The sequence below is a fragment of the Pseudomonas sp. GM18 genome, assembly GCF_000282195.1.
Taxonomy (GTDB): Bacteria; Pseudomonadota; Gammaproteobacteria; order Pseudomonadales; family Pseudomonadaceae; genus Aquipseudomonas.
On record NZ_AKJT01000036.1, the window covers coordinates 24,762 to 48,064 of the forward strand.

26 protein-coding genes and 1 pseudogene are annotated in these 23,303 nt (G+C 58.5%); 19 read left to right on the forward strand and 8 right to left on the reverse strand.

Annotated features, from left to right (window positions below; genetic code table 11):
* Nucleotides 1-219 precede the first annotated feature (219 nt).
* Both PMI21_RS18000 and PMI21_RS17995 read left to right on the forward strand, forming a co-directional pair.
* Complete coding sequence (locus PMI21_RS18000; protein ID WP_033063943.1) at nucleotides 220-1,149, forward strand: malate dehydrogenase; 930 nt, start codon at nucleotides 220-222, stop codon at nucleotides 1,147-1,149.
* A 380-nt stretch (nucleotides 1,150-1,529) separates the two neighbouring features.
* A complete protein-coding gene (locus tag PMI21_RS17995; RefSeq protein WP_007936916.1) occupies nucleotides 1,530-2,108 on the forward strand; it encodes a DUF4337 domain-containing protein in 579 nt (192 codons plus the stop codon).
* A 9-nt stretch (nucleotides 2,109-2,117) separates the two neighbouring features.
* On the opposite strand, the gene PMI21_RS17990 is transcribed toward PMI21_RS17995, so the two are convergent.
* Both PMI21_RS17990 and PMI21_RS28800 read right to left on the reverse strand, forming a co-directional pair.
* The gene (locus PMI21_RS17990) at nucleotides 2,118-2,417 is read right to left on the reverse strand and encodes an alpha/beta fold hydrolase (RefSeq protein WP_007936918.1); all 300 of its coding nucleotides are present in this window, start codon (nucleotides 2,415-2,417) and stop codon (nucleotides 2,118-2,120) included.
* 55 nt (nucleotides 2,418-2,472) lie between these two features.
* A pseudogene (locus PMI21_RS28800) lies at nucleotides 2,473-2,597 on the reverse strand (Mut7-C RNAse domain-containing protein); the annotation flags it as partial.
* 216 nt (nucleotides 2,598-2,813) lie between these two features.
* Between PMI21_RS28800 and PMI21_RS17985 the strand changes: the two are divergent.
* The 4 genes from PMI21_RS17985 (at nucleotide 2,814) to PMI21_RS17970 (ending at nucleotide 6,351) form a co-directional block, all read left to right on the forward strand.
* Entirely contained in the window at nucleotides 2,814-3,785 is a 972-nt protein-coding gene (locus PMI21_RS17985; RefSeq protein ID WP_007936919.1) for a threo-3-hydroxy-L-aspartate ammonia-lyase, read from the forward strand.
* Between the two features lie 278 nt (nucleotides 3,786-4,063).
* Entirely contained in the window at nucleotides 4,064-4,984 is a 921-nt protein-coding gene (locus PMI21_RS17980; protein WP_007936920.1) for a hypothetical protein, read from the forward strand.
* A 177-nt stretch (nucleotides 4,985-5,161) separates the two neighbouring features.
* Nucleotides 5,162-5,740, forward strand: a complete 579-nt coding sequence (gene gfa / locus PMI21_RS17975; protein WP_007936921.1) for an S-(hydroxymethyl)glutathione synthase — start codon at nucleotides 5,162-5,164, stop codon at nucleotides 5,738-5,740.
* Between the two features lie 131 nt (nucleotides 5,741-5,871).
* A complete protein-coding gene (locus PMI21_RS17970) occupies nucleotides 5,872-6,351 on the forward strand; it encodes a VOC family protein (RefSeq protein ID WP_007936922.1) in 480 nt (159 codons plus the stop codon).
* A 44-nt stretch (nucleotides 6,352-6,395) separates the two neighbouring features.
* Here the strand turns inward: PMI21_RS17970 and PMI21_RS17965 are convergent, their stop codons facing one another.
* The 4 genes from PMI21_RS17965 to PMI21_RS17950 are packed head-to-tail and all read right to left on the reverse strand — an operon-like array spanning nucleotide 6,396 to nucleotide 10,614.
* Nucleotides 6,396-7,520 carry an agmatine deiminase family protein gene (locus PMI21_RS17965; RefSeq protein ID WP_007936923.1) on the reverse strand — a complete coding sequence of 375 codons (1,125 nt, stop codon included), beginning with the start codon at nucleotides 7,518-7,520 and terminating at the stop codon, nucleotides 6,396-6,398.
* Between the two features lie 23 nt (nucleotides 7,521-7,543).
* On the reverse strand, nucleotides 7,544-8,647 hold the full coding sequence (locus tag PMI21_RS17960; RefSeq protein ID WP_007936924.1) for an extracellular solute-binding protein: 1,104 nt from the start codon (nucleotides 8,645-8,647) through the stop codon (nucleotides 7,544-7,546).
* A gap of 1 nt (nucleotide 8,648) precedes the next feature.
* Complete coding sequence (gene aguB / locus PMI21_RS17955; RefSeq protein ID WP_007936925.1) at nucleotides 8,649-9,557, reverse strand: N-carbamoylputrescine amidase; 909 nt, start codon at nucleotides 9,555-9,557, stop codon at nucleotides 8,649-8,651.
* Between the two features lie 4 nt (nucleotides 9,558-9,561).
* Nucleotides 9,562-10,614 carry an agmatine deiminase family protein gene (locus PMI21_RS17950; protein ID WP_007936929.1) on the reverse strand — a complete coding sequence of 351 codons (1,053 nt, stop codon included), beginning with the start codon at nucleotides 10,612-10,614 and terminating at the stop codon, nucleotides 9,562-9,564.
* Between the two features lie 135 nt (nucleotides 10,615-10,749).
* On the opposite strand from PMI21_RS17950, the gene PMI21_RS17945 reads away from it, so the two are divergent.
* Both PMI21_RS17945 and PMI21_RS28805 read left to right on the forward strand, forming a co-directional pair.
* The gene (locus PMI21_RS17945) at nucleotides 10,750-11,622 is read left to right on the forward strand and encodes a LysR substrate-binding domain-containing protein (RefSeq protein WP_007936931.1); all 873 of its coding nucleotides are present in this window, start codon (nucleotides 10,750-10,752) and stop codon (nucleotides 11,620-11,622) included.
* A 174-nt stretch (nucleotides 11,623-11,796) separates the two neighbouring features.
* Nucleotides 11,797-12,084 (forward strand): DUF7693 family protein, encoded by a 288-nt coding sequence (locus PMI21_RS28805; RefSeq protein WP_443200763.1) that lies wholly within the window; start codon nucleotides 11,797-11,799, stop codon nucleotides 12,082-12,084.
* Here the strand turns inward: PMI21_RS28805 and PMI21_RS17940 are convergent.
* Complete coding sequence (locus PMI21_RS17940) at nucleotides 12,073-12,651, reverse strand: hypothetical protein (RefSeq protein ID WP_007936935.1); 579 nt, start codon at nucleotides 12,649-12,651, stop codon at nucleotides 12,073-12,075. The two genes, PMI21_RS28805 and PMI21_RS17940, sit on opposite strands and share 12 nt — an antisense overlap.
* Before the next feature lie 383 nt (nucleotides 12,652-13,034).
* Here PMI21_RS17940 and PMI21_RS28810 point away from each other — a divergent pair, with 383 nt between their 5' ends.
* Nucleotides 13,035-13,544, forward strand: coding sequence for a hypothetical protein (locus PMI21_RS28810; protein WP_007936937.1), 510 nt, complete (start codon nucleotides 13,035-13,037; stop codon nucleotides 13,542-13,544).
* Nucleotides 13,545-13,954: 410 nt separating this feature from the next.
* Here PMI21_RS28810 and PMI21_RS29475 read toward each other — a convergent pair whose 3' ends face one another.
* A complete protein-coding gene (locus PMI21_RS29475) occupies nucleotides 13,955-15,016 on the reverse strand; it encodes a hypothetical protein (RefSeq protein WP_007936946.1) in 1,062 nt (353 codons plus the stop codon).
* A 501-nt stretch (nucleotides 15,017-15,517) separates the two neighbouring features.
* On the opposite strand from PMI21_RS29475, the gene PMI21_RS17930 reads away from it, so the two are divergent.
* The 10 genes from PMI21_RS17930 to PMI21_RS29340 all read left to right on the forward strand — a co-directional run bounded on the left by PMI21_RS17930 (nucleotide 15,518) and on the right by PMI21_RS29340 (nucleotide 23,170).
* Nucleotides 15,518-16,369: a putative selenate ABC transporter substrate-binding protein gene (locus PMI21_RS17930; RefSeq protein ID WP_007936948.1), complete on the forward strand. Its 852-nt coding sequence runs from the start codon at nucleotides 15,518-15,520 to the stop codon at nucleotides 16,367-16,369.
* Entirely contained in the window at nucleotides 16,366-17,163 is a 798-nt protein-coding gene (locus PMI21_RS17925; RefSeq protein WP_007936949.1) for a phosphonate ABC transporter ATP-binding protein, read from the forward strand. The genes PMI21_RS17930 and PMI21_RS17925 overlap by 4 nt, the downstream gene beginning before the upstream one ends.
* On the forward strand, nucleotides 17,157-17,984 hold the full coding sequence (gene phnE, locus PMI21_RS17920) for a phosphonate ABC transporter, permease protein PhnE (RefSeq protein ID WP_007936951.1): 828 nt from the start codon (nucleotides 17,157-17,159) through the stop codon (nucleotides 17,982-17,984). Before PMI21_RS17925 ends, phnE (PMI21_RS17920) begins: the two co-directional genes overlap by 7 nt.
* Complete coding sequence (gene phnE / locus PMI21_RS17915; protein WP_007936952.1) at nucleotides 17,981-18,748, forward strand: phosphonate ABC transporter, permease protein PhnE; 768 nt, start codon at nucleotides 17,981-17,983, stop codon at nucleotides 18,746-18,748. The genes phnE (PMI21_RS17920) and phnE (PMI21_RS17915) overlap by 4 nt, the downstream gene beginning before the upstream one ends.
* Nucleotides 18,749-19,040: 292 nt before the next feature.
* The gene (locus PMI21_RS17910) at nucleotides 19,041-19,823 is read left to right on the forward strand and encodes a transporter substrate-binding domain-containing protein (RefSeq protein WP_007936953.1); all 783 of its coding nucleotides are present in this window, start codon (nucleotides 19,041-19,043) and stop codon (nucleotides 19,821-19,823) included.
* Between the two features lie 55 nt (nucleotides 19,824-19,878).
* On the forward strand, nucleotides 19,879-20,607 hold the full coding sequence (locus PMI21_RS17905) for an ABC transporter permease (RefSeq protein ID WP_007936954.1): 729 nt from the start codon (nucleotides 19,879-19,881) through the stop codon (nucleotides 20,605-20,607).
* Nucleotides 20,604-21,314 carry an ABC transporter permease gene (locus PMI21_RS17900; protein WP_007936955.1) on the forward strand — a complete coding sequence of 237 codons (711 nt, stop codon included), beginning with the start codon at nucleotides 20,604-20,606 and terminating at the stop codon, nucleotides 21,312-21,314. Before PMI21_RS17905 ends, PMI21_RS17900 begins: the two co-directional genes overlap by 4 nt.
* 16 nt (nucleotides 21,315-21,330) lie before the next feature.
* The gene (locus PMI21_RS17895; protein WP_007936956.1) at nucleotides 21,331-22,095 is read left to right on the forward strand and encodes an ABC transporter ATP-binding protein; all 765 of its coding nucleotides are present in this window, start codon (nucleotides 21,331-21,333) and stop codon (nucleotides 22,093-22,095) included.
* Nucleotides 22,096-22,216: 121 nt separating this feature from the next.
* Complete coding sequence (locus PMI21_RS17890) at nucleotides 22,217-22,957, forward strand: Mut7-C RNAse domain-containing protein (protein WP_007936957.1); 741 nt, start codon at nucleotides 22,217-22,219, stop codon at nucleotides 22,955-22,957.
* A 39-nt stretch (nucleotides 22,958-22,996) separates the two neighbouring features.
* Nucleotides 22,997-23,170, forward strand: a complete 174-nt coding sequence (locus tag PMI21_RS29340; RefSeq protein WP_238541208.1) for a hypothetical protein — start codon at nucleotides 22,997-22,999, stop codon at nucleotides 23,168-23,170.
* Nucleotides 23,171-23,303 lie beyond the last annotated feature (133 nt).

The window sequence follows — 23,303 nt, forward strand, 5'->3', positions numbered from 1 at the left end:
ATGGCAAAGGGCTGCGATAGACCTGGAGCAGTCCGCTAAGGCCGCACGGCTCGTGCCTATGGGGGTTATCAGAGGCTAAAGTAATGCCGCCATGGGAATGGCGAAAAGCAGGTAAAACAACTATAGGCCACCTTCGGGTGGCCTTTTAGCGTTAGCGGGTAATACTTCTCTGTATAGGCAGGCGTGTTGCTGGTGGCGCGAGCCGCGGGGAGGTGTGAGGTGAACAAGCTATCAATTGTGGGTGCCGGTATGGTGGGTGAGGCGGCGGCTCAGATCATCGCCCGGGAAGAGTTCTGTCGTGAGTTGATGTTGATTGATGTGCAGGGCGAGTTGGCACAGGGCAAGGCGCTGGACGTCTGGCAGGCGGCAGTTGAGTCAGGTTCTGATACCAGGGTTTACGGCGGGTCCAATGCCGAATTGCTGCAGGATTCTGACCTGGTGGTGATTACGGCGGGTGTGCCCCGCAAGCCTGGTCAGTCGCGTCAGGATGTATTGAGTATCAATCTGCCAATTCTCGATAGCATCATGCTGGATATTAATCGTCATGCTCCGGCGGCGACGGTGTTGGTGGTGTCGAACCCGGTCGACGTGCTGACCTATCGGGCTTGGTGTCTCAGTGGGCTGGGACGCAACAAGGTGTTCGGGCAGGCGGGGGTACTGGATACAGCGCGCATGAAGTGTTTCATTGCCGAGGCGACAGGGTTTTCTACTCGGGATATCACGGCGCTGGTGCTGGGAGGGCATGGCGATAGCATGGTGCCGCTGATGCGATACTGTGCGGTCGGCTCGGTGCCGCTGTCTCACTTCCTGTCCAATCAGCAGATAGAGCAGATTGTGGAGCGCACACGTCAGGGTGGCGGCGAGATTCTGGGTTTGAAGAAGGTGGGGAGCGCCTGCGATGCGCCGGGCGTGGCAATTGCACAAATGGTGGATGCCATCGCCAATGGGCGAAACCGCATTTTGCCGACGGTCGCGATTCTCGAGGGCGAGTACGGGCGAACTGGTATTGCCATGGGTGTCCCCTGTGTGCTGGCAGAGGATGGGGTTGCGCGGGTGATCGAGTTGTCTCTGGATGCGCAGGAGCAGGCGATGTTCGACCGCTCTGCAGATCAGGTGGTGCGTGATATTGCTGAAATGAATGCTTTGTGAGCGGGGCTATATGAGGGGGCGCGCAACGGGGAGTGGAGCGCCGGTCCCTGGCGCTCGGGGTCATGGTGTTACCTGGTGTCAGGCAGTGGCACTATGATCTTTTATGGGTCTGAACAGGTCGGATAGTCGCGTTTCTTCAAACCGGTATACAGCTGGCGCGGACGACCGATGCGTGTTTCGACTGTCCCCATCCCCTATCAGGCCAATCCTGTTTGTGAATCGCCCCTGAATAAGTGGACATTCAATGACCGCTTCTGGCCGATTACTGCCTGTCGCGAAGGGCTAAAACCGACCACTAGCTGCCAGTCATTTGTGTCTAAAGAATCAGGGACAATTCATAATGCTGTCCATCTCCACTAACTCCTCCAAGATCGACACCCATGCCTGAAGAGTTCGAAGTCCCCAGCCCACATGAGCAACATATTGAGCACACCACCCATCATGCGCATGCACAAGGCGACAGCTTTGCCAGCAAGATTGCGGTGATGACAGCCATCATGGCGACCGTCGGCGCCCTGATGAGCTATCAGGCCGGCTCAACGGAGAATGAGGCGGCCATGGACAAAAACAACGCCGCCATCCAGAAAACCGAAGCCGCCAACGAGTGGAATTACTACCAGGCCAAGTCCAGCCGGCAGAACCTGTCGGATCTGGCAAGCCATCTGCCAGGGCTGGATTCCGCCCATTATGTTGCTGAGGCGCGGCGGTACGGGGAACAGAAGGAGGAGGCGCGCAAGAAGGCTGAAGCATTCGAACAAGAGGCAAGAGAGTGGGACGAGAAGTCAGAGCAGATGCTGCATCAGCATCACCGATGGGCCCAGGCAATGACAGCGATTCAAATAGCAATTTCACTGGCGGCCATAACCTTGCTGACGCGTAAGGAATGGCTCAAGCGGCTCTCGTTTGGGGCCGCGGGTGTTGGCGTCATGTTGGGTTCGCTGGCTTGGCTGCATATCTAAGCGAGGCGCTCACCAGCAGGCCAGATGTCTCTCGATCAACCTCGCCACTTCGGCTGCGTGAGTAAAGCCCAGACTGTGATCGGCGCCAGGGAAAACGTGTAGTTCAGCACGGAGTAACAGTTGAGCAAGGCGCTGGCCGACGCGGACGGGGCTGATCGGATCAGAATCTCCCCAGAGGAGCAGGACTGGCATGCGCAATTCGATCGACCGGAGCGTGAGGTCGGTGCGGTCGTCGAGAAACCAACTCGGCAGTGTCGGGTCGGCGGCAGCAAAATCCGGGCGCCAGTCATGCGCGTCCAGAGCAGACATGTCCAGTGACTCCTTCTGGCCGTTATCTACCTGATGCAAAAGCCAGTTATCCCTGGAGCGCCTCGATCATGTGCTTGACCGTCGACCCTCGCGTGCACTCGCAGGTGAAGGACTGCCGCCGTCGTTCGGCCGGCAGGAAATCGTTGAGCTCCTCTAGAAGTGGAAGGTTGCACTGGTCATGCTGAACAATATGGCAGGGCTGCAGGATGAGCGAGTCTAGTCCGAATAAAGGTATCGCCATGCTTATCCCTGCCATCCAGTGCGCCAACAGTAGCTCTATCAGTCCTCCCACAGGGCACTATGCTCACCTCTGTATCGTCGGCGGGTTTGTGATGACTTCAGGGCGTATTAATTGCGCGCACTTCTGAAAATTTTCATATCAAAAGCGAGGCCCCTATGACCACGACGCAACTGACGCTTCCTACCTATCAAGACGTCCTTGATGCCGCCGAACGTATCCAGGGCCACGCTCATCGCACCCCGGTGCTGACCTCACGTACGTTGAACGGACAACTGGGTGCCGAGGTGTTCTTCAAGTGCGAGAACTATCAGCGCATGGGCGCTTTCAAGTTCCGCGGTGCTTTTAATGCATTGGCCCGTTTCGACGAGCGCCAGCGTAAAGCCGGCGTGGTGGCGTTTTCTTCCGGCAATCACGCCCAGGGCATCGCCTTGTCTGCACGTATCCTGGGTATTCCCGCGACCATCGTGATGCCCCATGACGCTCCGGCCTCGAAAATGGCAGCGACACGCGAATATGGAGCCAGTGTGGTGCTCTATGATCGTTACAGCGAGGACCGCGAAGCCATTGGTCGAAAACTGGCTGATGAGCATGGTTACACCTTGATTCCATCCTATGACCACCCGGATGTCATCGCTGGACAAGGGACGGCGACCATGGAGTTATTGCAAGAGACCGGCCCGCTGGACGCACTATTCGTTTGCCTCGGAGGCGGTGGACTATTGGCGGGCGGTGCCTTGGCAACCCGTGCACTGTCGCCTGACTGCAAACTTTACGGTGTAGAGCCGCAGGCGGGGAATGACGGTCAACAGTCGTTTCGCAGGGGAGAAATTGTACATATCGACACACCAGATACCTTGGCCGACGGCGCCCAGACCCAGCATCTGGGGCACTATACATTCCCAATCATTCGCCGCGACGTTGATGACATCCTGACTGTCACTGATGTACAGCTGGTCGAGGGTATGCGTTTTTTTGCCGAGCGCATGAAGATGGTCGTGGAGCCTACCGGATGCCTGGGGTTGGCCGCCGTACGTGAGATGGGCAAGGTACTGGGGGGTAAACGCGTCGGTGTGATCGTGAGCGGAGGTAATATTGACCTGGATCGGTATGCCCGGTTGCTGGCGTAGCTTTTAACGCTGACACTAGTCGATCTCTTAGGGGCGGACCCGAAGAGATCCTGTGCGATCTGTGCGACCGCTGCAATCGATGCGCATAGGTTTGAGTGACCGCTTCTGGCCGTCAACTGCCTGCCAAGAACTGCCATAAGTGCCCCATTCATGACTTGAAGGTCGCCTGTTGCTCACGTCCCCAGGGCCTGATCCGCGCTTTTTCGCCCCACCTGCCACTTTCGCCACAATCGGCGTGGATCTAAAGTCAGGGGCGCACCTCCAGGGGACTTCCAGTCATGTACAGCTCGCTTGCCATACCGAGTACCGCTCGCCAATTGCATGACCGGATCTATGCTGGCGAGATCATTCGCTTCACTGACCTGCAGCCCATGACGGCGCTGGTGGAATATACGCGTGCGTTCCTCGAAGACGCGCTGCATCCCTGGTCGCCGCAACAGATCCATCGCCATTTGAGCCACCCTGAGCAGACTGAGCGCTTTGCGAAAATTCAGAACAACTTCGCAGGCTTGGCTGAGGTCCAGCAGCGCTGGCAGGACGTCGTGCAAAGCCTTGGCATCGCCCCCGATACCTTGGCGTGCGATCGCCTGCATTTGCGTTTCCAGCCGCATTGCGAGCCAGGGCAGTCGACGCCGCGTGCCCGCACGACGGCCACCATCGCGTTTCACCGCGATACCTGGGGGTCGAATATCTATGCACAAACCAACTGGTGGGCGCCCATCTATCCCATCGCGGCAGGGCGTACCGTCGTCTTGTATCCAGGCCTCTGGCAGCAACCGCTGGGTAATTCGAGTGCAGATTTCGATATGCGCGCCATTTTGCAGCGATCCCATCGAGACGGCCGCAATGCCGTGGATGCCGACGAAGCCATTCCGCATCTGCTGGAAGCGATCGACCCGCAGGAGGGGATTGCCGTCGATATCGCTCCGGGGAGCCTGATCGCCTTTTCCGGAGCTCATGCCCATGCCGGCGTCGGCAATAGCACCGGGCTGACACGCATCTCTTTCGAGACTCGATCAATACTGATCGCCGACCTGTTGGCCGGATTGGGAGCGCCCAATGTCGATGGTCACGCGCCTTGGAAGACTATTGGACTGTTTCGCCGAATGAACGATGCGCAACGCCTGAACGAGATCCTTGGCTGCGGCTTTATCGAGCCCTATCTGCGGCCAGCAGAGCCCTGGCGCTGGCGCCGGTAGTCGCTTGGGGAAAGACCGGTGTGCTTGAATTCCATCTGAATTCGGCACACTCGCCCGTGCGCTGGCCCTAGCCGCGCTCGAGGCGTCATCGCAGACTATTCTTGATCTGGGTAACCGACCGGTCTGGGGCACGACCCCAGGCACTTTTGTCCGACACCCTGAAACGGAGACGCCAGCATGAGCACCTTGCAACTTCACCCTTCACTGGACAATGGTATCCAACCCGCCGCCGCGAATTTCACAGGTGGCACCCTGCAATGCCTGTGTGCGACCGACAAGGTCGTGGTCAAGATCGACGCACAAACTCTGCATAACCACGCGTGCGGCTGCAGCAAATGCTGGAAACCACAAAACGCGACATTCGCCGTTATCGCCGTGGTGCCTCGAGATAAGGTCAGCGTCATTGCCCACGGCGAAAAACTGGCGATTGTCGACGAATCCGCCACCATCCAACGCCACGCCTGCAAGCAGTGTCACGCCCATCTCTTTGGGCGCATCGAGAACAAGGACCATGCGTTTTATGGCCTGGACTTCGTCCACACCGAGCTTTCGCCACAGAGCGGATGGGCTGCGCCAGGATTCGCGGCGTTCGTGTCCTCCATCATCGAAACCGGCACACCGCCAGCGCAAATGAAGGCTATCCGCGAGCGCTTGCGCTCGATCGGTCTGGAACCCTATGACTGCCTGTCCCCGGATTTGATGGACGCAATGGCGACTCATGTCGCCAGACAGAAAGGCCTGCTCCCCGCCGCCTGATTGATCGGTCGCCGCGGTTTCTTTTCCGGACCGCGGTCCGATTCACCTTCTGCCCTGTAGCGTAGACCAGGAATATGCGGTTACCTGCACTGCTAGAATCCACGTACCTGTCCCAACCCTGGAGAACCAAGATGATCAGCAAGAGCACGATTTGTCTCTGGTACGACGGCACCGCGCTGGACGCTGCGACGTTCTACGCCGAGACGTTTCCGAACAGCGCGGTGGGTGCTGTCCTTCGCGCGCCTGGCGACTATCCGGCGGGTAAACAGGGTGATGTCTTGACGGTGGAGTTCACGGTGATGGGCATCCCTTGTCTCGGGCTGAACGGTGGGCCGGGGGTCAAGCACAACGAGGCTTTCTCGTTCCAGGTGGCGACCGACGACCAGGCCGAAACCGACCGCTTGTGGAACGCGATTGTCGGCAACGGCGGCCAGGAAAATGTATGCGGCTGGTGCCAGGACAAGTGGGGACTGTCGTGGCAGATCACGCCACGCGTCCTGAGCGCCGCGATAGCCAATCCTGATCGAGCGGCGGCCAAGCGCGCGTTCGACGCCATGATGGGGATGGGCAAGATCGACATCGCAGCGATCGAAGCGGCTCTGAAGCGTTAACCAGCGCGCACGGATGCGAGGGCATGCCGACGCACGGGTTCAGACTAAGCCTGCGGTTGGTGACTGGTCACGCAGTGGATTCCGCCACCACCGGCGGCGATCGCGTCGATGTTGAGCTGTACCACTTCACGTTCCGGATAGAGTTCAGACAACAGATCAAAGGCCCGGATATCTGCCGCCCGGTCACCGAACTCCGGCGCAATGATCGCCCCGTTGATGACGAAGTAGTTGATGTAGCCGGCGGCAAAGTCCGGGTTGTTGCGGCTGAACTGGCTCTTTCGTGGATTGAGCGGTGGCGACACTGTGTGCACCTGCAACTTGCGGCCGTCGGCATCCGTGGCCTGTTTGAGAATCTCCAGGTGGGCCAGTGTCACTTTGTGGTCGTATGACTCAGGGTCGTTGTCGAGGTTGGCGATCACCACGCCTGGCTTGACGAAGCGGGCGTAGAAATCGACGTGGGCGTCAGTGATGTCCTTGCCCTTGATGCCCGGTAGCCAGATGATTTTACGCAAGCCCAGACGGGCTTTCAGTTCTTGTTCGACTTCGGCCTTGCTCCAGTCGGGGTTGCGGTTGCTATTGATCCAACTGCTTTCGGTCATGATCCCTGTTCCGTGACCATCGACTTCGATACCACCGCCCTCTCCCACCAACCCGCTGCGCATGTGGCGGGCATCCACGGTACGGGCAACCAAAGCGGCCAACTGCGCATCCTCGGCATGTCGCTGTTTATTGCCCCAGCCATTGAAGTTGAAATCCACGGCGCCGAGCCCGCCCTCCCCGTCGACGACAAAGTTGGCCCCGGTATCACGCATCCAGATATCGTCGAGTTCGGTGGTGACGTAAGTGATATTGACCGTGCCGCAGTGTTCTTCGGCCAGATCCCGCTCGCGCTCGCGACAGAACACCGTCACCGGTTCATATCGGGCAATGGTGCTCGCGATCAGGCCAATGGCTTCTTGCACGTGAGGGGTGAAGTCTTTCCAGATAGCCTTCTGTGCGCCAAAGGCGACGAAGGCACGCTGGTGTTTGTCGGCCTCATCCGGCATACGCCAGCCGCCCTGAGTGGCTGCTTGCACGCGCAAAGGTGTCAGGCCCAGTCCGATGGATGCGACTGCGCCCAAACCGGCAACGATCGAAGCCTGCTTAATGAACTCGCGACGAGTCGACATGGGTTGATCCCTGGAATATGTACTCATTTTACGGTGGCCGTCTTGAACTTGGTCCAGGTTCGCATGCGCGCCCGCATATCGGGCTGGGGAATGTCCTTGCCGGGGATCAGCCGTTCATACGTGGCCTCGTCGAGATAAATATCCGGATTGTTGCGCATGACTGCATCGACGCTCGGACGTGCCTTGGCGTTGGAGGTGGGGTAGCCGGTGAAGTTACTGATCGCGGCCATATTCTCCGGGCGCATGATGAAGTTGATAAACGCATAGGCGTACTCAGGATGCTTGGCGTCGACCGGAATCGCCATCGTGTCCATCCACACCGTAGTGCCTTCACGGGGAATGCGGTATTGGAACGTGGTTTTCTTGCCCGCGGTATCCGCCGTCCGTTGCGCCTGAGTCATGTCCCCGCTGTAACCCAGCGACAGGCACAAGTTACCGTTGACCAGATCGGTCACCGGCTGCGACTGGAACTTGCGAATGTATGGCCGTAGCTTGAGCAGCAGCTCACTCGCCGCGACCAGGTCCTCAGGCTTTGCGCTGCGTGGCTCCCGGCCCAGGTAATTGAGCACCACCGCCAACACTTCATCGGGCGAATCGATTATCGAGATACCGCAATCGGCAAACCTGGCGGCCAGTTCCGGTTTGAACAGCATGTCCAGGCTGTTGACCGGGGCATCCGGCATGCGCTGTTTGATCTGTTCGGCATTGTAGGTCAGGCCGATGGTGCCCCAGGTATAGGGGACGGTGGCCTGGCTCGAATGCACATAATGGGTACGCAGCTTCTGCAAGCCGGGTTCGATGTCATCCAGAGCTGTGAGCTTTGAGCGGTCCAGCGGCAGCAGACTGCCGGCGCGCATCAAGCGTTCGGCAACGGTATCGCCGGGGAAGATCAGGTCATAACCGCTTCCGCCGGCCAGCATCTTGGCTTCCAGCGTCTCACTGCCATCCATGACGTCGTAGATCACTTTGATCCCGGTTTCGGCGGTGAATCGGGTCAGGGTGTCCTCGGCGAAATAGTCGGCCCAGTTGTACAGCCTTAAGTTTTTTTCCTCGGCGTGCAGTGACGGCATGACACCGCCAAGCGCCAATCCCAGGGTGCCGATCAACAGCTTGTTGTAAATGCGCATGTCAAATCCCCTGAGTGCTCCAGCGTGCATGGATGTGACGACCGTCCTGGCTTAACAGCGCCCCGTACATGTCCGGGCGACGGTCGCGGTAGATGCCCCAGCTCTGGCGCTCTTCGCCCATGGCGGTCAAATCCAGGCTGTGCATCAGCACGCCGGTGCTGTCACGGTCGGCCTCGGCGAGCAATTTGCCCTTGTGGTTGCAGATAAAGGACGAGCCGTAGAAGCTCATCTGCAGGGTCGGATCGGTGGTCGCCACCTCTCGGCCGACGCGATTGGCCGCCACGACCGGAAGGATGTTGGCAGCCGCATGACCGCGCATGGTCATTTGCCAGTGGTCGCGTGAATCCAGCGCTGCACAGCCAGGTTCAGAGCCAATGGCGGTGGGAAACAGCAAGACTTGCGCGCCCATCAACGCCAGGCAGCGCGCGGTCTCGGGGAACCACTGATCCCAGCAGATTCCCACACCGATACGCCCAAAAGCGGTGTCCCAGACACGGAAACCCGTATCACCGGGGCTGAAGTATTCCTTCTCCTGATAACCGATGGCGTTGGGAATGTGGGTCTTGCGATACACACCCAACAAGCGCCCATCGGCATCGGCCACGCTCAAGGAATTGAAGTACGCATTGCCCGCCTTCTCGAACCAGCTCAGCGGCAGCACCACACCCAACTCCCCGGCCAATGCGGCAAAGCGCTTGAGTACATGGCTGTCTCGATATTCTTCGGCCAGCGCCAGGTGCTGGTGACTTTGCTCGATACAAAAATACGGTGTGGCAAACAGTTCCTGCAGCAGGATGACCTGGGCGCCCTTGGCCGCCGCCTCACGCACCAACTGCTCAGCTTGATCGAGGTTGTGTTGCAAGTCCCAGGTGCAGGGCATCTGGGTGGTGGCAATCGTCAACAAGGTCATGGCATCAACCCTCCAGTGGCCAGGCGGGCTGTTGCTGGGTGATGCAATGCACACCGCCGCCGCCATGGGCCAGATGATTGATCCGCACCGGTACCACTTCACGCTCGGGGAAGACCTGGGCCAACACTTTCGCGGCCGCATGGTCGGCATCAATGCCATAGGCCGGCATGATGATGGCGTTGTTGGCGATGTAGAAGTTGGTGTAGGAGGCGCAGAACACTTCAGCGTCGGTGTCCACGGCATCGCTCGCTTCATACAACTCGATCAGCTCAAACTGTCGGCCCTGAGCATCGGTGGCCAGTTCAAGCGCGCGACGGTTTTCCCGTACCACCTCGGCATACACCGACTGCTTGTCGTGAGTGGCGTCCACCAGCAGCACACCAGGGCGGGCGAATGCACACACGCCATCGACATGGCCGTCGGTCATGTCGCCGGTGACATGGTCCGGATCACCCGGCAGCCAGATGGTCTTCTTCACACCCAGCAGACGCGTGAAGATGTCCTCCATCTCAGCCTTGCTCATGCCCGGGTTGCGATTGGCGTTGAGCAATACAGACTCGGTGGTGATCAGCGTGCCCTCGCCGTCCACATGAATGGCACCACCTTCGTTACTCAGGGGTGTGCCAAAGCACTGCACGCCCAGGTGATTGAGTGTGCGGCGCGCCAGGCTCTCATCCAGATCATGGGCCGACTTGCCGCCCCACGCGTTGAAACGCCAGCTCACACCGCCCAACCCTTGTTGCGGGTGGCAGACGAAGCTTGGGCCGGAGTCTCGACACCAACTGTCGTTCACCGCCGATTCGATCAATTCGATGTTGGGCCCACACAACGCTTGGGCACTGGCGACAGCGGACGGGTCGACAACCATTTTCACCGGTTCGAAACGGGCGATGGCGTTGGCCACACGGGCGAAGTCCTCTTGCACCAGCGCCAATGTGACGCCCCAACCCGACTCCCAGAGTGCCTTGTTGTGCGGCCAGACCATCCAGGTCGCGGCGTGCCGGGCCCACTCTGCCGGCATCCACCAACCACTGTTTCGAATTTCATTCTGCTGCATGACAAAAAGCCCTTTTAGTTAAGTTATTGTGTTCACTAAAACTGCCTTGGCGGTCTTGGCATGCATGCTACGGCTGTAAAAACGGGCAAACAAACGATGGATTTTGCAGATAAATGATTAGAGGAACTTATCAGTATGCTCAAGCACTGGCCGCCTCTCAGCACCCTTCGCGGCTTTGAAGCCGCTGCCCGGCTGGGCAGTTTTCACAAGGCTGCTGCCGAACTGCACCTCACCCAATCGGCAATCAGTCAGCAAATCCGCAGCCTTGAGGCGTACCTTGAACAGCCCTTGTTCTTTCGCAGTGGCCGCAGCGTCAGCCTGACCGATGCGGGTCACGATCTGCTCAGTACCACCCAGGCGCTGTTGCAACAACTGGCCGTCGGCATACGCCGGCTTGGGCAGTATCAGAAACCCAACCAACTGGTGCTCAACACCACTCCGGCGTTCGCCCGTCACTGGCTGCTGCCGCGCCTGGGGGATTTTCGCCGTCAGCATCCGGAAGTCGATCTGTGGATTTTCAGTACCGATGAGGTCCCGGACATGACCAGCCAGACCATCGACCTCGCCGTGCGTGACGACATCAGTTCCCAAGCCGAATGCAGCTTCAAGGTGCTGCACGCAGACCGCCTCTACCCGGCTTGTCACCCGCACCTGTTGGCGGTGCCCCGCGAACAACGCACCACCCTCCACGGCGAGCGGGAAATGGACTGGAGTCACTGGGCGGTAGAGGCCGGTATCGATGTTGGGCAGAAAGATCAGGGGCTGAATTTCTCCGACCCCGGCCTGCTGCTGGATGCTGCGTGCTCGGGGCTCGGTATCGCCCTGGTCAGCCAATTACTGAGTCGGCAGGCGCGCGCCAACGGGCTGTTGCAACCCTTGGTGGAGCAAACCATTCGCGGCCCGAACTGGGCCTTGCTGACCCATCGCGACAGTGAGAACAATGCGCTGGCGCGAAGCTTCAGCGAGTGGCTGCTGAGTAATCTGGAGGTTGCAAGTCCGACAGCCTGACGACTGGCGGCGATTTTCACTTCCTTTGCAGCAACCAGTGCAACAACCCGCTTTTCTTGATATCCACGGGCTTTTGCATGACCACGGCCTGACGGATTTCCAGGCGCTTATCTTGTAGTGTGCTCAGAACAGACTTCAAATCAAATGAGAATGACCTTGCAGAACCTAACCCCGATACCCGCCCTCACCGCCCGCGAAGTCTGCCAACGCCTGCGAGACGCCGCCCTGGAAGTCCTCCCGTTGCGGCACCTCCACGAACCGTGCGAACCCGGCCAGGTACAGGTCGATATCGAAGGCTGGCATCTGACCCTCGACTTCGACGGCAACCGCTTGCACCACTGCCAACACTGCCGGAGCCCGGACGGTCGCGAGGGAACACTCCAGGCCTGGCGTTACGGCACTGACCCGGTCAGTTTGCTGAGCACCTGGGAGTTGGCGCAGGTCGAGCGACTATTGAGATAGCGACGCCCCGTCCACTGGCGAGGGGCCATTTGGAATATTGGCCGTAACGTACTGGATCACCTCTTCAAGCGTGTCTATGTCTGGAGCATTGCTCACTAACGCTTGCGGGCGGCACCATGGGTAATCCAGATGCGACACCCACTCCATGATGCAGTGCAGATCAGTCGCTGGCAGGGTTTTCATGTGCTCGATGGTGATAGTGAGCCTCTGGACAAGTCCCAACTCGGGGCTGAACTGCCATTCATACAGACCGCAACCGACCCGGGCTTCGCCGGAGTGCTTGTCGGACATGCCGACCAGCCATTTGCACTGGAATGTTTTGGCATGCGGTTCAGGTGGGTGTCCCAGGCAGAAGGTATAGACGTTTTCGAAGGTCTGGCCGAATCGCCTGACCAGCACATCACCGATAGGCCCAAGGCCTTCGACGTGGGGTGGAAACGAGATGGATCCGGTGTGCACGACCATGTCCAGTATCGCGTCTGGCGCAAAGGCCTGGTGCAACAAATGTGGACGGTTGCCGTCCTTGGCGTTGATGTACTGTCGAATCGATAGTTGAGCAGTGTTCATTGTTTGTCCGTCGTATCCATACTGGGTTGAGAGCCGCCTCATACGAGGCTCACATGACTATGACACATGAGCCTGTACGCCTTTATAAAGCGCTATTCCATAAATCCGTCACCCGCATGCAACGCCGGAACTCCGAGTCGCCTCGCTTGGAGAGGCGGCGCCTCACCACGGACGACCCAGCTTTCGCAGGTTGGCATCAGTTGGTCAGGAGCATCCATGAAAGACGCGCCGACGTGACCTCACAAACGGCCATTATCGGTGGTTGCACAATCCCTCCCGCTCTTCCCGTACAGGGAGCGCCACCTGGACAAAAACATTATCTAACATACACTCGAGAAACAAAGGCACGGCTTCTTTATGCTGGCTAGCCTCAGGTCATGCCTATGAACCCTCGCTACCGCGAAATACACAAGGCCGAGATCAAAAGAAGGCTGTATCGCTACGCCGCTCAACAGTGGGACGCTCCTTTTGGTGGGTTCACCACAAGCATTTTCCTTGCTGGCTTTGGGGTTAAGTTGTGTTTTTTACCCATGTCAGGAAGCTGGATTATAGGGTTAGCTTTCTTTTCCTTGAGTGCTCTTTTTTTTGCCATGTATAGACGATCCCTTCGCACACTGGGAAAGCAAGAAGTAAACAGGGGGTGGCTCAATACGTCTGATCAATTAATTGTCGCAACACTTATTTGTCTGGCTGTATTTTTATCTGACTCCAATCAACTGGCATTGCTTTTTTTCTTTCTTTGCGCAGGCGCATACGGTACTTGGCGGCTAAGGCAGAACGTGCGAATTCATTTAAGGCTCTACTACTTTCGCGAAGCGCGCGAATACATTCGAGAGATAGAACATTACAACCCTCGCCCTAAACGCCCGCCCAAGCCGAAAGCGCCACAATAGGAAAAAGGCAGCGATGGTTACTTTCTGGCAAAGGGATTCAGCCTCATGATGCATCGTATCGGCTTTTTGCTAAGCGGAACTCTTGCACTGGCACTGATCCTGCCTCGGGGTGCCTATTGGGTCGGTCTGTACAGAATTTCGCAGTATCCTTCGCCCCCCTCTCAAGCTATATCCACTGCGCAGCGCGAGTGGGTATGGAGCCTGGCCAAAGACTCAGGCGAGCCGGTAATAGTGCAGTTGAGCCCGTACTCGTATCTGTACGACCTTTTCATTTTGAAAGGTAACAACGATAGGAATAGGCAGGTCGCCGCCATCAATTTATTTCAGAAATGTAACTTTAGAAAATTCGCCAAACGAAACAACTACTTACCTCGTCTGACTTGAAGGGACTCTGATGGGTATGGCAAATCTTACAATTCCGGAGGAGCCGCATAAGTAATTGGCACCTCGGGGGTGGTATTGCCGACGACTTTGTATAGACCGTCAGGATGACCAATTTCCCCTCCACCCAAACCGATACCGAGAGCAGTTGCATTAGTACGACAGCAAACAAGAAGAAATGAAGAATACTTATCCCTGAACGAAGAAACTAGTCCCTCCCCATTAATCTCAGGCGGCACAGGACTATTTAGGAAATCAACAAAAGTAATATATTCACCATGCCCACCATCAATATCAAGAAACAACATTAAATCGCAGTTAATATTAGGCGCCACTGCCGCGAGCGCTTCCAGGATTTCATCACTTCCAACTCTAAAAGAATAGAGATGTAGAAATGGAGCACGACTAGCGAATTTTTTTGCGAAACCTATGAAGGTATTGGCATACAACGTTAATTTTTGGGGGGTGCGCGTAAAATCAGGATTGAATAATGCATATCCAAACGGAATAGTAAAAGCGTAGTTTCGAGGTGGCACTGGTATATACCCTACACCCTCGGGAATCGGCTCGTAAAAGACTTCTTCCTGCATGCCGTGTGCCCAGAGAACCAATGTTTTCGACGGGTTTGCTACTTGCTCAGAAGATTCTTTGGATTCGGTTTTGGGGGCTGATGCAGCTGATGCTTGGGCTTGGTGTCTTCCGGCTTGCCAGATTTTGAATTTCGCCTTTCTTTTTTGATTGGGGTGGGGAGCTTGCGCAGCTGATGCTTTCGCAGCTGACATTCGCGCATTGAATGCGTTGATGTCGGCTTGGGCTTTTAATGCTGATGCATGGATTTTGAGATGGCCGTTGGGAGCTGCGGCAGCGGATGGCCCAGCTTTGGCAGCTTCTGCTAACGCAATGGCTGCTTCGGCCTTCGCTTTCTTTTGCATTATTAGTGAAGTCGGTCGCGGTTTTGGAGGGTGTGCTAGAGGTACTGCTTGAGGTAATGCCTGAGGTGGCGCTTGAGATGCTGCCTGAGGTGATGCCTGAGGTGGCGCTTGAGGAAGTACCTGAGGTAACGGCTCAAAATACAAAAAGAATTCAGTCATAAATGTCCTAGAGTTGAGGCTGTAAACTCTGCATTAAATGAGATAGCTCTTCGATCTAATCATCAACATTAGCTTATTTTCGCGACAGCAAATTTATAATGGCCGACCAAACCGTTGAGTCTGCTTGTTCTCGGTATTTCATCCGATATCGGGGCTAGCTTTGTCGTTTGACCGGGGACAATCATGAAACACACCTAGGAGGTTAGACGATGCACAAAATCAGGGCGATTTTCCACTCCAAGCAGTCATGTCCGCTGTTAGCATTCGACTAGCCTTCCGATAGAAGGCGAAGAGCGCGGAGAACGGTAGTTCCCAGGTAGTCCATTGAAAGCAGCACTTTGACCGGCTACATAGGGTCGCATGCCGCCCTTCGCAACAGACAGCAATAAGCCAAAAGCAGTCAATTTCGCTCCATTTCGGCTACCCTCACAAAGCGCCAGGCAGCAATCAGCTTGTGCCAGGCGCCTCGACATTCTTCCGTAAATGCACCGGAGATCTTCCATGCTCAAGCGTACCCTGGCAGTGGCCGTCGGCTTGTCCTTGTCTTTTTGCACCCTGCTGGCGCAAGCCGCCGAGACCCTGAAAGTCAGCGCGATTCCCGATGAAGCCCCGACCGAACTGCTGCGCAAGTTCAAGCCGCTTGGCGCCTATCTGGAACAACAATTGGGCATGAAAGTCGAGTTCGTGCCTGTGAGCGACTATCCGGCGGTGGTCGAGGCGCTGGCTACCGATCGCATCGACCTGGCCTGGCTGGGCGGCTTCACGTTCGTGCAGGCACGCTTGAAAACCGGCAATGCCATTCCGCTGGTGCAGCGTGAACAGGACGCCCAATTCACCAGCAAATTCATCACCGCCGACCCAGCCGTCAAGTCCCTCGCCGATCTCAAGGGCAAGACCTTTGCCTTCGGCTCGGTGTCCTCCACTTCCGGCAGTCTCATGCCGCGCTATTTCATGCTCAAGGATGGCATCAAGCCGGAGACCTACTTCAGTCGCGTCGGCTACTCCGGCGCCCATGACGCCACCGTTGCCTGGGTCCAGGCCGGCAAGGTGGACGCCGGGGTGCTCAACGCCAGCGTGTGGGAAAAACTGGTCGCTGCCGGCAAGGTCGATACCACCAAGGTCAAAGTGTTTTCGACCACCCCAGCGTACTTCGACTACAATTGGACGGTGCGCGGAACCCTCGACCCGGCGCTGGCGGCCAAGATAAAGGCAGCCTTCCTGGCGCTCGATCCGGCGAACCCGAAAGACAAGGAGATTCTGGACCTGCAGGCCGCCAGCCGCTTCATCGAAACCAAGCCTGAGAACTACAAGGGCATCGAGGAAGCCGCACGCGCCGCCGAACTGCTCAAATGACATTGCATCTGACCCAGGTCAGCCTTACCCACGCCAACGGCGTCCAGGCGCTGCGTGGCGTGGACCTGCACATCGGTGCACGCGAACAGGTCGCGATCATCGGTCCGTCCGGCGCGGGTAAGTCGAGCTTGCTCAATCTGCTGGCCACCGCCCTGCGTCCGGGCAACGGCGAACTGCAGGTGCTTGGCGAGCGCGTCTGGCAGCTTTCTGCCCGTCAGCGTCAGCGGCTGCGCGCGCGCATCGGTCTGATCCACCAGGCGCCTCCCCTGCCCCCGCGCCAACGCGTGGTCACCGCGGTTCTGGCCGGCAAGCTGGGTCAGTGGGGTCTGGGCAAGAGCCTGCTGAACCTGTTGCATCCACTGGACGTTCCGGGCGCACGCGCGGCATTGGCCAGACTGGACCTGAGTGACAAGCTGTTCGCGCATTGCCAACAACTGTCCGGTGGACAGCTACAGCGCGTGGGCATTGCCCGCGTGTTGTATCAAGCGCCCGAGGTGTTACTGGCCGATGAGCCGGTATCGGCCATGGACCCGGTGTTGGCCGAGCACACGCTTTCGGTTCTGTGTCGCCATGCCCGGGAACAGAACGTCACCCTGGTCGCCAGCCTGCATGCGGTGGAGCTGGCCCTGGCGCACTTTTCGCGCATCATCGGCTTGCGTGATGGACAGATCCTGTTCGACCTTGCGGCCAGCGCCGTCGACCGCGAGCTGCTCGATAAGCTCTACGCTAATGAACAGTTGCAATCCTCGCCGGCTCCTCTGCCCCCCCTGAGCGTGCAGATTCCCCGATGCTGACGTCTGACACCCGCGATCCAGCTGCCCTGCCGCGCCTGCTGCTCACCTTGCTGGCCCTTGCCTTGCTGTGGCCCGGCATCCGCTTCAGCGAGCTGGACCTGAGCGTACTGGTGGCGAGTGACAGTCAGAGCGAGATGGGCCGGTTTGTATCCGCCTTCTGGCCACCGGCCCATGGCGAGGAATTCATTGAGCTGTTGTTGCAAGCCACCCTGCAGACCCTGGCCATCGCCACGGCCGGCATGGCCCTGGCGTTGCTGTTGGCAGTCCCCGCCGGCCTGCTCGCCAGTCGTGCTCTGTCGCTGTCTGCTGCCTCGCGTGCAGGCCACCCGAGCTATTGGGGCCAACTGCTGCGTTGGCCCATACGCGGTTTACTGATCTTCCTGCGCAGCGTGCCGGAAATCGTCTGGGCCCTGCTGTTCGTGCGCGCCGTCGGCCTCGGCCCGACGGCCGGAGTACTGGCCATTGCCATCACCTACAGCGGCATGTTGGGTAAGGTCTACGCGGAAATTTTCGAGTCGGTCGACCAGCGCCCGGTACACGCGCTACTGCAATCCGGCAGTGGTCGGCTCGCTGCCTTTTGCTACGGGATCCTGCCCAATGTCGCTGCGGAACTGCTGTCGTACACGGTGTACCGCTGGGAATGCGCAATCCGCGCCTCGGTGGTGATGGGTTTCGTCGGAGCCGGCGGCCTGGGCCAGCAAATGGATTTGTCGTTGCGCATGTTCGCCGGTGGTGAAGTGGCCAGTCTGTTACTGACGTTCCTCGTCCTGGTGCTGCTCGCCGATCAACTCAGCCGCCTGCTGCGCTGGAGGCTGACATGAATCGCCTGTTCAACCTGGCACTGCTCCTGTGCATCGGCGCAGCGGTCATCGCCTCGTTCAACTACCTGGGCATCGACCTCGGCGAGCTCGGCGGCGCCGGCAACCTGAAGCAGATGGGTGCTTATGCCCAGCGTTTTCTCAGCCCGGACCTGAGCTCGGGCCATCTGCAAGCCATCGGCCACGGCGCCCTGGAAACCCTGGCCATGTCGGCCCTTGGCACCCTGCTCGCGGCGGTGTTCGGCCTGTTATTGGCATTGCCCGCAGCCGGGCGCTACGGCTGGCCTTTGCAGAGCGCGTCACGTCTGGTGCTCAACGCCTTGCGCGCGGTGCCGGAACTGGTATGGGCCGCGCTGATGGTCCTGGCCGCCGGGCTCGGTCCCAACGCCGGCACCCTGGCATTAGCCCTGCACACCACCGGCGTGCTCGGCCGGTTGTTCGCCGAAGCACTGGAAAATACCCCACCCGAACCCGCCGACGCGATCCGCCTGCAGGGCGCCAATGCCGTATGGGCGTTCTGTTACGGCACCCTGCCCAACCTGTTGCCACAGCTACTGGCCTACATCCTGTACCGCTGGGAAAACAACATCCGCATGGCCAGTGTGCTCGGCTTCGTCGGCGCCGGTGGTTTGGGGCAAATGCTCTATGTCAGCCTCAGCCTGTTCCAGGAAGCTCAAGCCAGCACGGTTATTCTGGCGATGCTGTTCTTGGTCTTGGCCGTCGATACATTGAGTAGCTGGAGCCGTCAGCGTTGGGTCAAGGCTTGAGCCAGGAAAGTCGGTGCCCTTGATCTCACACTTTGTTACCGCATACCCCAGCCGGGGGTAAAAACCTGCTTTGGTAACAGCCTCACAGGCTGCCTCACCCCCTGCGCTCACCTGCCTGCCAAGCCCATACCAGAGCGCTGTACGCGCTTTCTCAAACGCCCAATCGGCAAATTGGCCGGTTGATTGCATATGCTTGTCTGTACAAGTATCTGCGTGTGCATAAGACATCTGCCACGCAGTTACACGCGCTCTTGCGGCACAAGCGCTTTCGATGGTCCTTGGGAATAAAATAATGAAAAAAGCATTTCTCACTCTTTCTGCATTGGCTTTGTGTGTGGCTGCCGGTTCTGCGCTGGCCAAGGAGTACAAGGAGTTGCGCTTTGGCGTCGACCCCTCTTATGCGCCGTTCGAATCCAAGGCCGCCGATGGCGGCCTGGCGGGCTTCGATATCGACTTGGGTAACGCGATCTGCGCTGAGCTGAAGGTCAAGTGCAAGTGGGTTGAAAGCGACTTCGACGGCATGATTCCCGGCCTCAAGGCCAACAAGTTCGATGGCGTGATCTCTTCCATGACCGTCACGCCGGCGCGTGAGAAAGTCATCGATTTCTCGAACGAGCTGTTCTCTGGCCCGACCGCGCTGGTATTCAAGAAAGGCGCGGCCATCGGCACCGATCCGGCCTCCCTCAAGGGCAAGAAAGTCGGCTATGAGCAAGGCACCATCCAGGAAGCCTACGCCAAGGCCGTGCTGGACAAGGCCGGGGTAGAGACCCAGGCCTACGCCAACCAGGACCAGGTGTACGCTGACCTGATCTCCGGACGCCTCGATGCCTCAATCCAGGACATGCTGCAAGCCGAACTGGGCTTCCTGAAGTCGCCACCAGGCGCCGACTTCCAGGTCAGCGAGCCGGTCGAAAATCCCCTGCTTCCAGCCAAGACCGCCGTGGGTCTCGCCAAAGGCAACGCCGAGCTCCAGGCCTTGCTGAACAAAGGTATCAAGGCACTGCACGACAATGGCACCTATGCGGCCGTCCAGCAGAAGCACTTTGGCGATCTGAATCTCTACAGCGGCAAATAATGACCCTGCGCCCATTTCCGGATGGGCACTTTTTTGATTGACGTAGGGCTGCTCAATGCTAGAAAACCTATTGCAGATTCTCGGGCTGTCAGACTTTAGCCTTAAGGGTTTCGGCCCGCTGTTGCTGCAAGGCTCCTGGATGACTGTCAAATTATCCTTTCTGTGCTTGCTGGTGAGCGTTGGCCTGGGCCTGATCGGCGCCAGCGCCAAGCTTTCGAAATCGGCACTGCTGCGCGTCCCCGCGCAGGCCTACACCACGCTGATTCGCGGGGTGCCGGACCTGGTGCTGATGCTGCTGATCTTCTACAGCCTGCAAACCTGGCTGTCCTTGTTTACCGACTTCATGGAATGGGAATACATCGAGATCAACCCGTTCAGCGCCGGGGTCATTACCCTGGGCTTCATCTACGGGGCTTATTTCACCGAAACCTTCCGTGGCGCCATCCTTGCCGTACCGCGAGGGCAGATGGAAGCGGCTACCGCCTATGGCCTGACCCGCGCTCAGCGCTTTCGCTTGGTGGTGTTCCCGCAAATGATGCGTTTTGCCCTGCCGGGCATCGGTAACAACTGGATGGTGATCCTCAAGGCCACCGCGCTGGTGTCGATCATTGGCTTGGCCGATCTGGTCAAGGTGGCCCAGGACGCGGGCAAGAGCACCTATCAGCTGTTCTTCTTCCTGATTCTGGCCGCCTTGATCTATCTGGTGATAACCACCGTTTCGAACTACGTCTTGCGCCGGATGGAAATCTTCTACGCCGCAGGCACCCGGGAGGCCGTGCGATGATCGAGCTACTGCAGGAATACTGGAAACCTTTCCTGTTCCAGGACGGCAATCACATCACCGGGCTGGCCATGACCCTCTGGCTGCTCAGTGCCTCGATCTTCTTCGGCTTCGTGACGTCGATCCCGCTGTCGATTGCCCGAGTCTCGAGCAATGTCTGGGTGCGCTGGCCGGTGCAGTTCTACACCTACCTGTTTCGCGGTACGCCGCTGTATATCCAGCTGCTGATTTGCTACACCGGCATTTACAGCCTGGCCGCGGTGCGTGCTCAGCCAGTACTGGATGCGTTCTTTCGCGATGCGATGAACTGCACCATCCTGGCCTTCGCCCTGAACACCTGCGCCTACACCACGGAGATCTTCGCCGGGGCGATTCGCAGCATGAACCATGGTGAAGTCGAAGCGGCCAAAGCCTACGGGCTGACCGGCTGGAAGCTGTACACCTACGTGATCATGCCGTCCGCCCTGCGTCGCTCGCTGCCTTACTACAGCAACGAAGTGATTCTGATGCTGCACTCGACCACCGTGGCCTTCACCGCGACCATCCCGGACATCCTGAAAGTCGCGCGGGACGCCAACTCGGCGACCTTCCTGACCTTCCAGTCGTTCGGCCTCGCCGCGTTGATCTACCTGGCAGTCACTTTCTCCCTGGTCGGCCTGTTCCGCCTGGCTGAACGCCGCTGGTTGTCTTTCCTTGGCCCGGCTCACTAATTCAGGATGCTTGTTCATGTACAAACTGACCGTTGAAAACCTGCACAAAAGTTACGGCAACCATGAAGTCCTCAAGGGTGTTTCGCTGAACGCCAGGACCGGCGATGTGATCAGCCTGATTGGCGCCAGTGGTTCGGGCAAGAGCACCTTTCTACGTTGCATCAACTTCCTGGAAACGCCCAACGACGGCGCCATGAGCCTGGACAACCAGCCCATTCAAATGGTCCATGACCGCCACGGCATGCGCGTGGCCGACGCCAATGAACTGCAACGCATCCGCACTCGCCTGGCGATGGTGTTCCAGCACTTCAATCTGTGGAGCCACATGACCGTGCTCGAGAACATCACCATGGCCCCACGCCGGGTGCTGGGCGTCAGCAAGAAGGACGCAGAGGATCGCGCCCGGCGCTACCTGGACAAGGTCGGTTTGCCGGCACGGGTTGCCGATCAATATCCGGCGTTTCTCTCGGGTGGTCAGCAGCAACGGGTCGCCATTGCCCGCGCCCTGAGCATGGAACCGGAGATCATGCTGTTCGACGAGCCGACGTCGGCCCTGGACCCGGAACTGGTGGGCGAAGTGCTCAAGGTGATCCAGGGTCTGGCCGAAGAAGGCCGCACCATGATCATGGTGACCCACGAAATGAGCTTTGCGCGCAAAGTGTCGAACCAGGTGCTGTTCCTGCACCAGGGGCGGGTTGAAGAGCAAGGTGCGCCCGAGGACGTATTGGGCAACCCCAAAAGCGAGCGCCTGCAGCAATTCCTCAGCGGCAACCTGAAGTAACCGGAGCGCCTTAGAGCGACCGCAGGGTCGCTCTAAGGCCGAGGCTTATTGACCATTACAAGTCACATTCGCGCTGAGCAGCTGGACTCATTCTTCCTGCAGCCCTGCCATACTGTTCAGCATGACCCGTGCAACTTTCCGCTTCTACGAGGAGCTCAACGATTTCCTGCCGGCCGAGCGTCGGCGGCAGTCCTTCACTTGCGAGTGCGCGCAAGGGGCGACGGTCAAGCACATGATCGAGGCGCTCGGGATACCGCACACCGAGGTCGAGATGGTGCTGCTCAACGGCGAGTCGGTGGGCTTCGAGCGGGTAATCTTCGACGGTGACCGGCTGGCGGTATATCCCAAGTTCGAAGCGCTGGACATCAGCCCGTTGCTCAAGGTTCGTGCACAACCTTTACGAGTGCTGCGCTTCGTTGCTGATGCGCACCTTGGCGGGCTGGCCAGCCTGCTGCGCATGAGCGGCTTCGACACCCTCTACGACAATGGCTTCGAGGATGCCGAGATCGCCGAGATCGCTGCGCAGCAAGGACGCATCGTGCTAACCCGCGACCGCGAACTGCTCAAGCGGCGGATCATCAGCCACGGCTGTTACGTGCACGCCCTGAAACCGTCGCTGCAGCTGCGCGAATTGTACGAGCGCCTCGACCTGGCGCGTAGCGCGCGGCCATTCAGCCTGTGCCTTCATTGCAACCTGCCGCTGCACGAGATCAGCCCGGAACTGGCCCGGCCACAGGTGCCGCCACGCGTTGGCGTCCTCTATTCGCACTTCCTGCGCTGCGACGCCTGCCAACGGATTTACTGGGAGGGTTCGCACTGGCGCGGCATGTGTGCACTGCTGGCACCTCTGCTGGACCGATAGCCGAGTGATGCCGACGGGCTCGATCTAGAGCCTGGCACGGTGGTCATTGACGGCCAACATGGCCTGCCACCGCTGCTGGATGCTGATTTCAGGCTGATATGGAATGCCACGGGAAAGACGCCCGCGGCCAATGCATTTGGACAACTGCTGGTGGAGATGTCTGAGTCGCCATCGATCTGGAACAAGCTGACTGCCATTGGCATTCCAGAGTAAGTGCCCTGTTGATTGCGAAGGGTTGCTTTGAGTCCAGAGTGCGTAAAAAGCCCCTAATCTCGAGAGCCCTGTGTAAAACTCTTATCTCGATGGACGTTGAGGTCACGAGCGACCTTGCTCCTGGAACATCTTA

Excerpts from the sequence above, each read along its gene's own strand:
- PMI21_RS17990 (WP_007936918.1), bottom strand. The coding sequence starts at position 2,417 with ATGTCTGCTCTGGACGCGCATGACTGGCGCCCGGATTTTGCTGCCGCC.
- PMI21_RS17995 (WP_007936916.1), top strand. The coding sequence starts at position 1,530 with ATGCCTGAAGAGTTCGAAGTCCCCAGCCCACATGAGCAACATATTGAG.
- PMI21_RS17900 (WP_007936955.1), top strand. The coding sequence starts at position 20,604 with ATGATCGAGCTACTGCAGGAATACTGGAAACCTTTCCTGTTCCAGGAC.
- PMI21_RS17965 (WP_007936923.1), bottom strand. The coding sequence starts at position 7,520 with ATGTCGACTCGTCGCGAGTTCATTAAGCAGGCTTCGATCGTTGCCGGT.
- PMI21_RS17890 (WP_007936957.1), top strand. The coding sequence starts at position 22,217 with ATGACCCGTGCAACTTTCCGCTTCTACGAGGAGCTCAACGATTTCCTG.
- PMI21_RS17970 (WP_007936922.1), top strand. The coding sequence starts at position 5,872 with ATGATCAGCAAGAGCACGATTTGTCTCTGGTACGACGGCACCGCGCTG.
- phnE (WP_007936952.1), top strand. The coding sequence starts at position 17,981 with ATGAATCGCCTGTTCAACCTGGCACTGCTCCTGTGCATCGGCGCAGCG.
- PMI21_RS29475 (WP_007936946.1), bottom strand. The coding sequence starts at position 15,016 with ATGACTGAATTCTTTTTGTATTTTGAGCCGTTACCTCAGGTACTTCCT.
- PMI21_RS17895 (WP_007936956.1), top strand. The coding sequence starts at position 21,331 with ATGTACAAACTGACCGTTGAAAACCTGCACAAAAGTTACGGCAACCAT.
- PMI21_RS17925 (WP_007936949.1), top strand. The coding sequence starts at position 16,366 with ATGACATTGCATCTGACCCAGGTCAGCCTTACCCACGCCAACGGCGTC.
- PMI21_RS17985 (WP_007936919.1), top strand. The coding sequence starts at position 2,814 with ATGACCACGACGCAACTGACGCTTCCTACCTATCAAGACGTCCTTGAT.
- PMI21_RS17950 (WP_007936929.1), bottom strand. The coding sequence starts at position 10,614 with ATGCAGCAGAATGAAATTCGAAACAGTGGTTGGTGGATGCCGGCAGAG.
- phnE (WP_007936951.1), top strand. The coding sequence starts at position 17,157 with ATGCTGACGTCTGACACCCGCGATCCAGCTGCCCTGCCGCGCCTGCTG.
- aguB (WP_007936925.1), bottom strand. The coding sequence starts at position 9,557 with ATGACCTTGTTGACGATTGCCACCACCCAGATGCCCTGCACCTGGGAC.
- PMI21_RS17930 (WP_007936948.1), top strand. The coding sequence starts at position 15,518 with ATGCTCAAGCGTACCCTGGCAGTGGCCGTCGGCTTGTCCTTGTCTTTT.
- PMI21_RS17910 (WP_007936953.1), top strand. The coding sequence starts at position 19,041 with ATGAAAAAAGCATTTCTCACTCTTTCTGCATTGGCTTTGTGTGTGGCT.
- gfa (WP_007936921.1), top strand. The coding sequence starts at position 5,162 with ATGAGCACCTTGCAACTTCACCCTTCACTGGACAATGGTATCCAACCC.
- PMI21_RS17905 (WP_007936954.1), top strand. The coding sequence starts at position 19,879 with ATGCTAGAAAACCTATTGCAGATTCTCGGGCTGTCAGACTTTAGCCTT.
- PMI21_RS17980 (WP_007936920.1), top strand. The coding sequence starts at position 4,064 with ATGTACAGCTCGCTTGCCATACCGAGTACCGCTCGCCAATTGCATGAC.
- PMI21_RS28810 (WP_007936937.1), top strand. The coding sequence starts at position 13,035 with ATGAACCCTCGCTACCGCGAAATACACAAGGCCGAGATCAAAAGAAGG.
- PMI21_RS17945 (WP_007936931.1), top strand. The coding sequence starts at position 10,750 with ATGCTCAAGCACTGGCCGCCTCTCAGCACCCTTCGCGGCTTTGAAGCC.
- PMI21_RS17960 (WP_007936924.1), bottom strand. The coding sequence starts at position 8,647 with ATGCGCATTTACAACAAGCTGTTGATCGGCACCCTGGGATTGGCGCTT.
- PMI21_RS17940 (WP_007936935.1), bottom strand. The coding sequence starts at position 12,651 with ATGAACACTGCTCAACTATCGATTCGACAGTACATCAACGCCAAGGAC.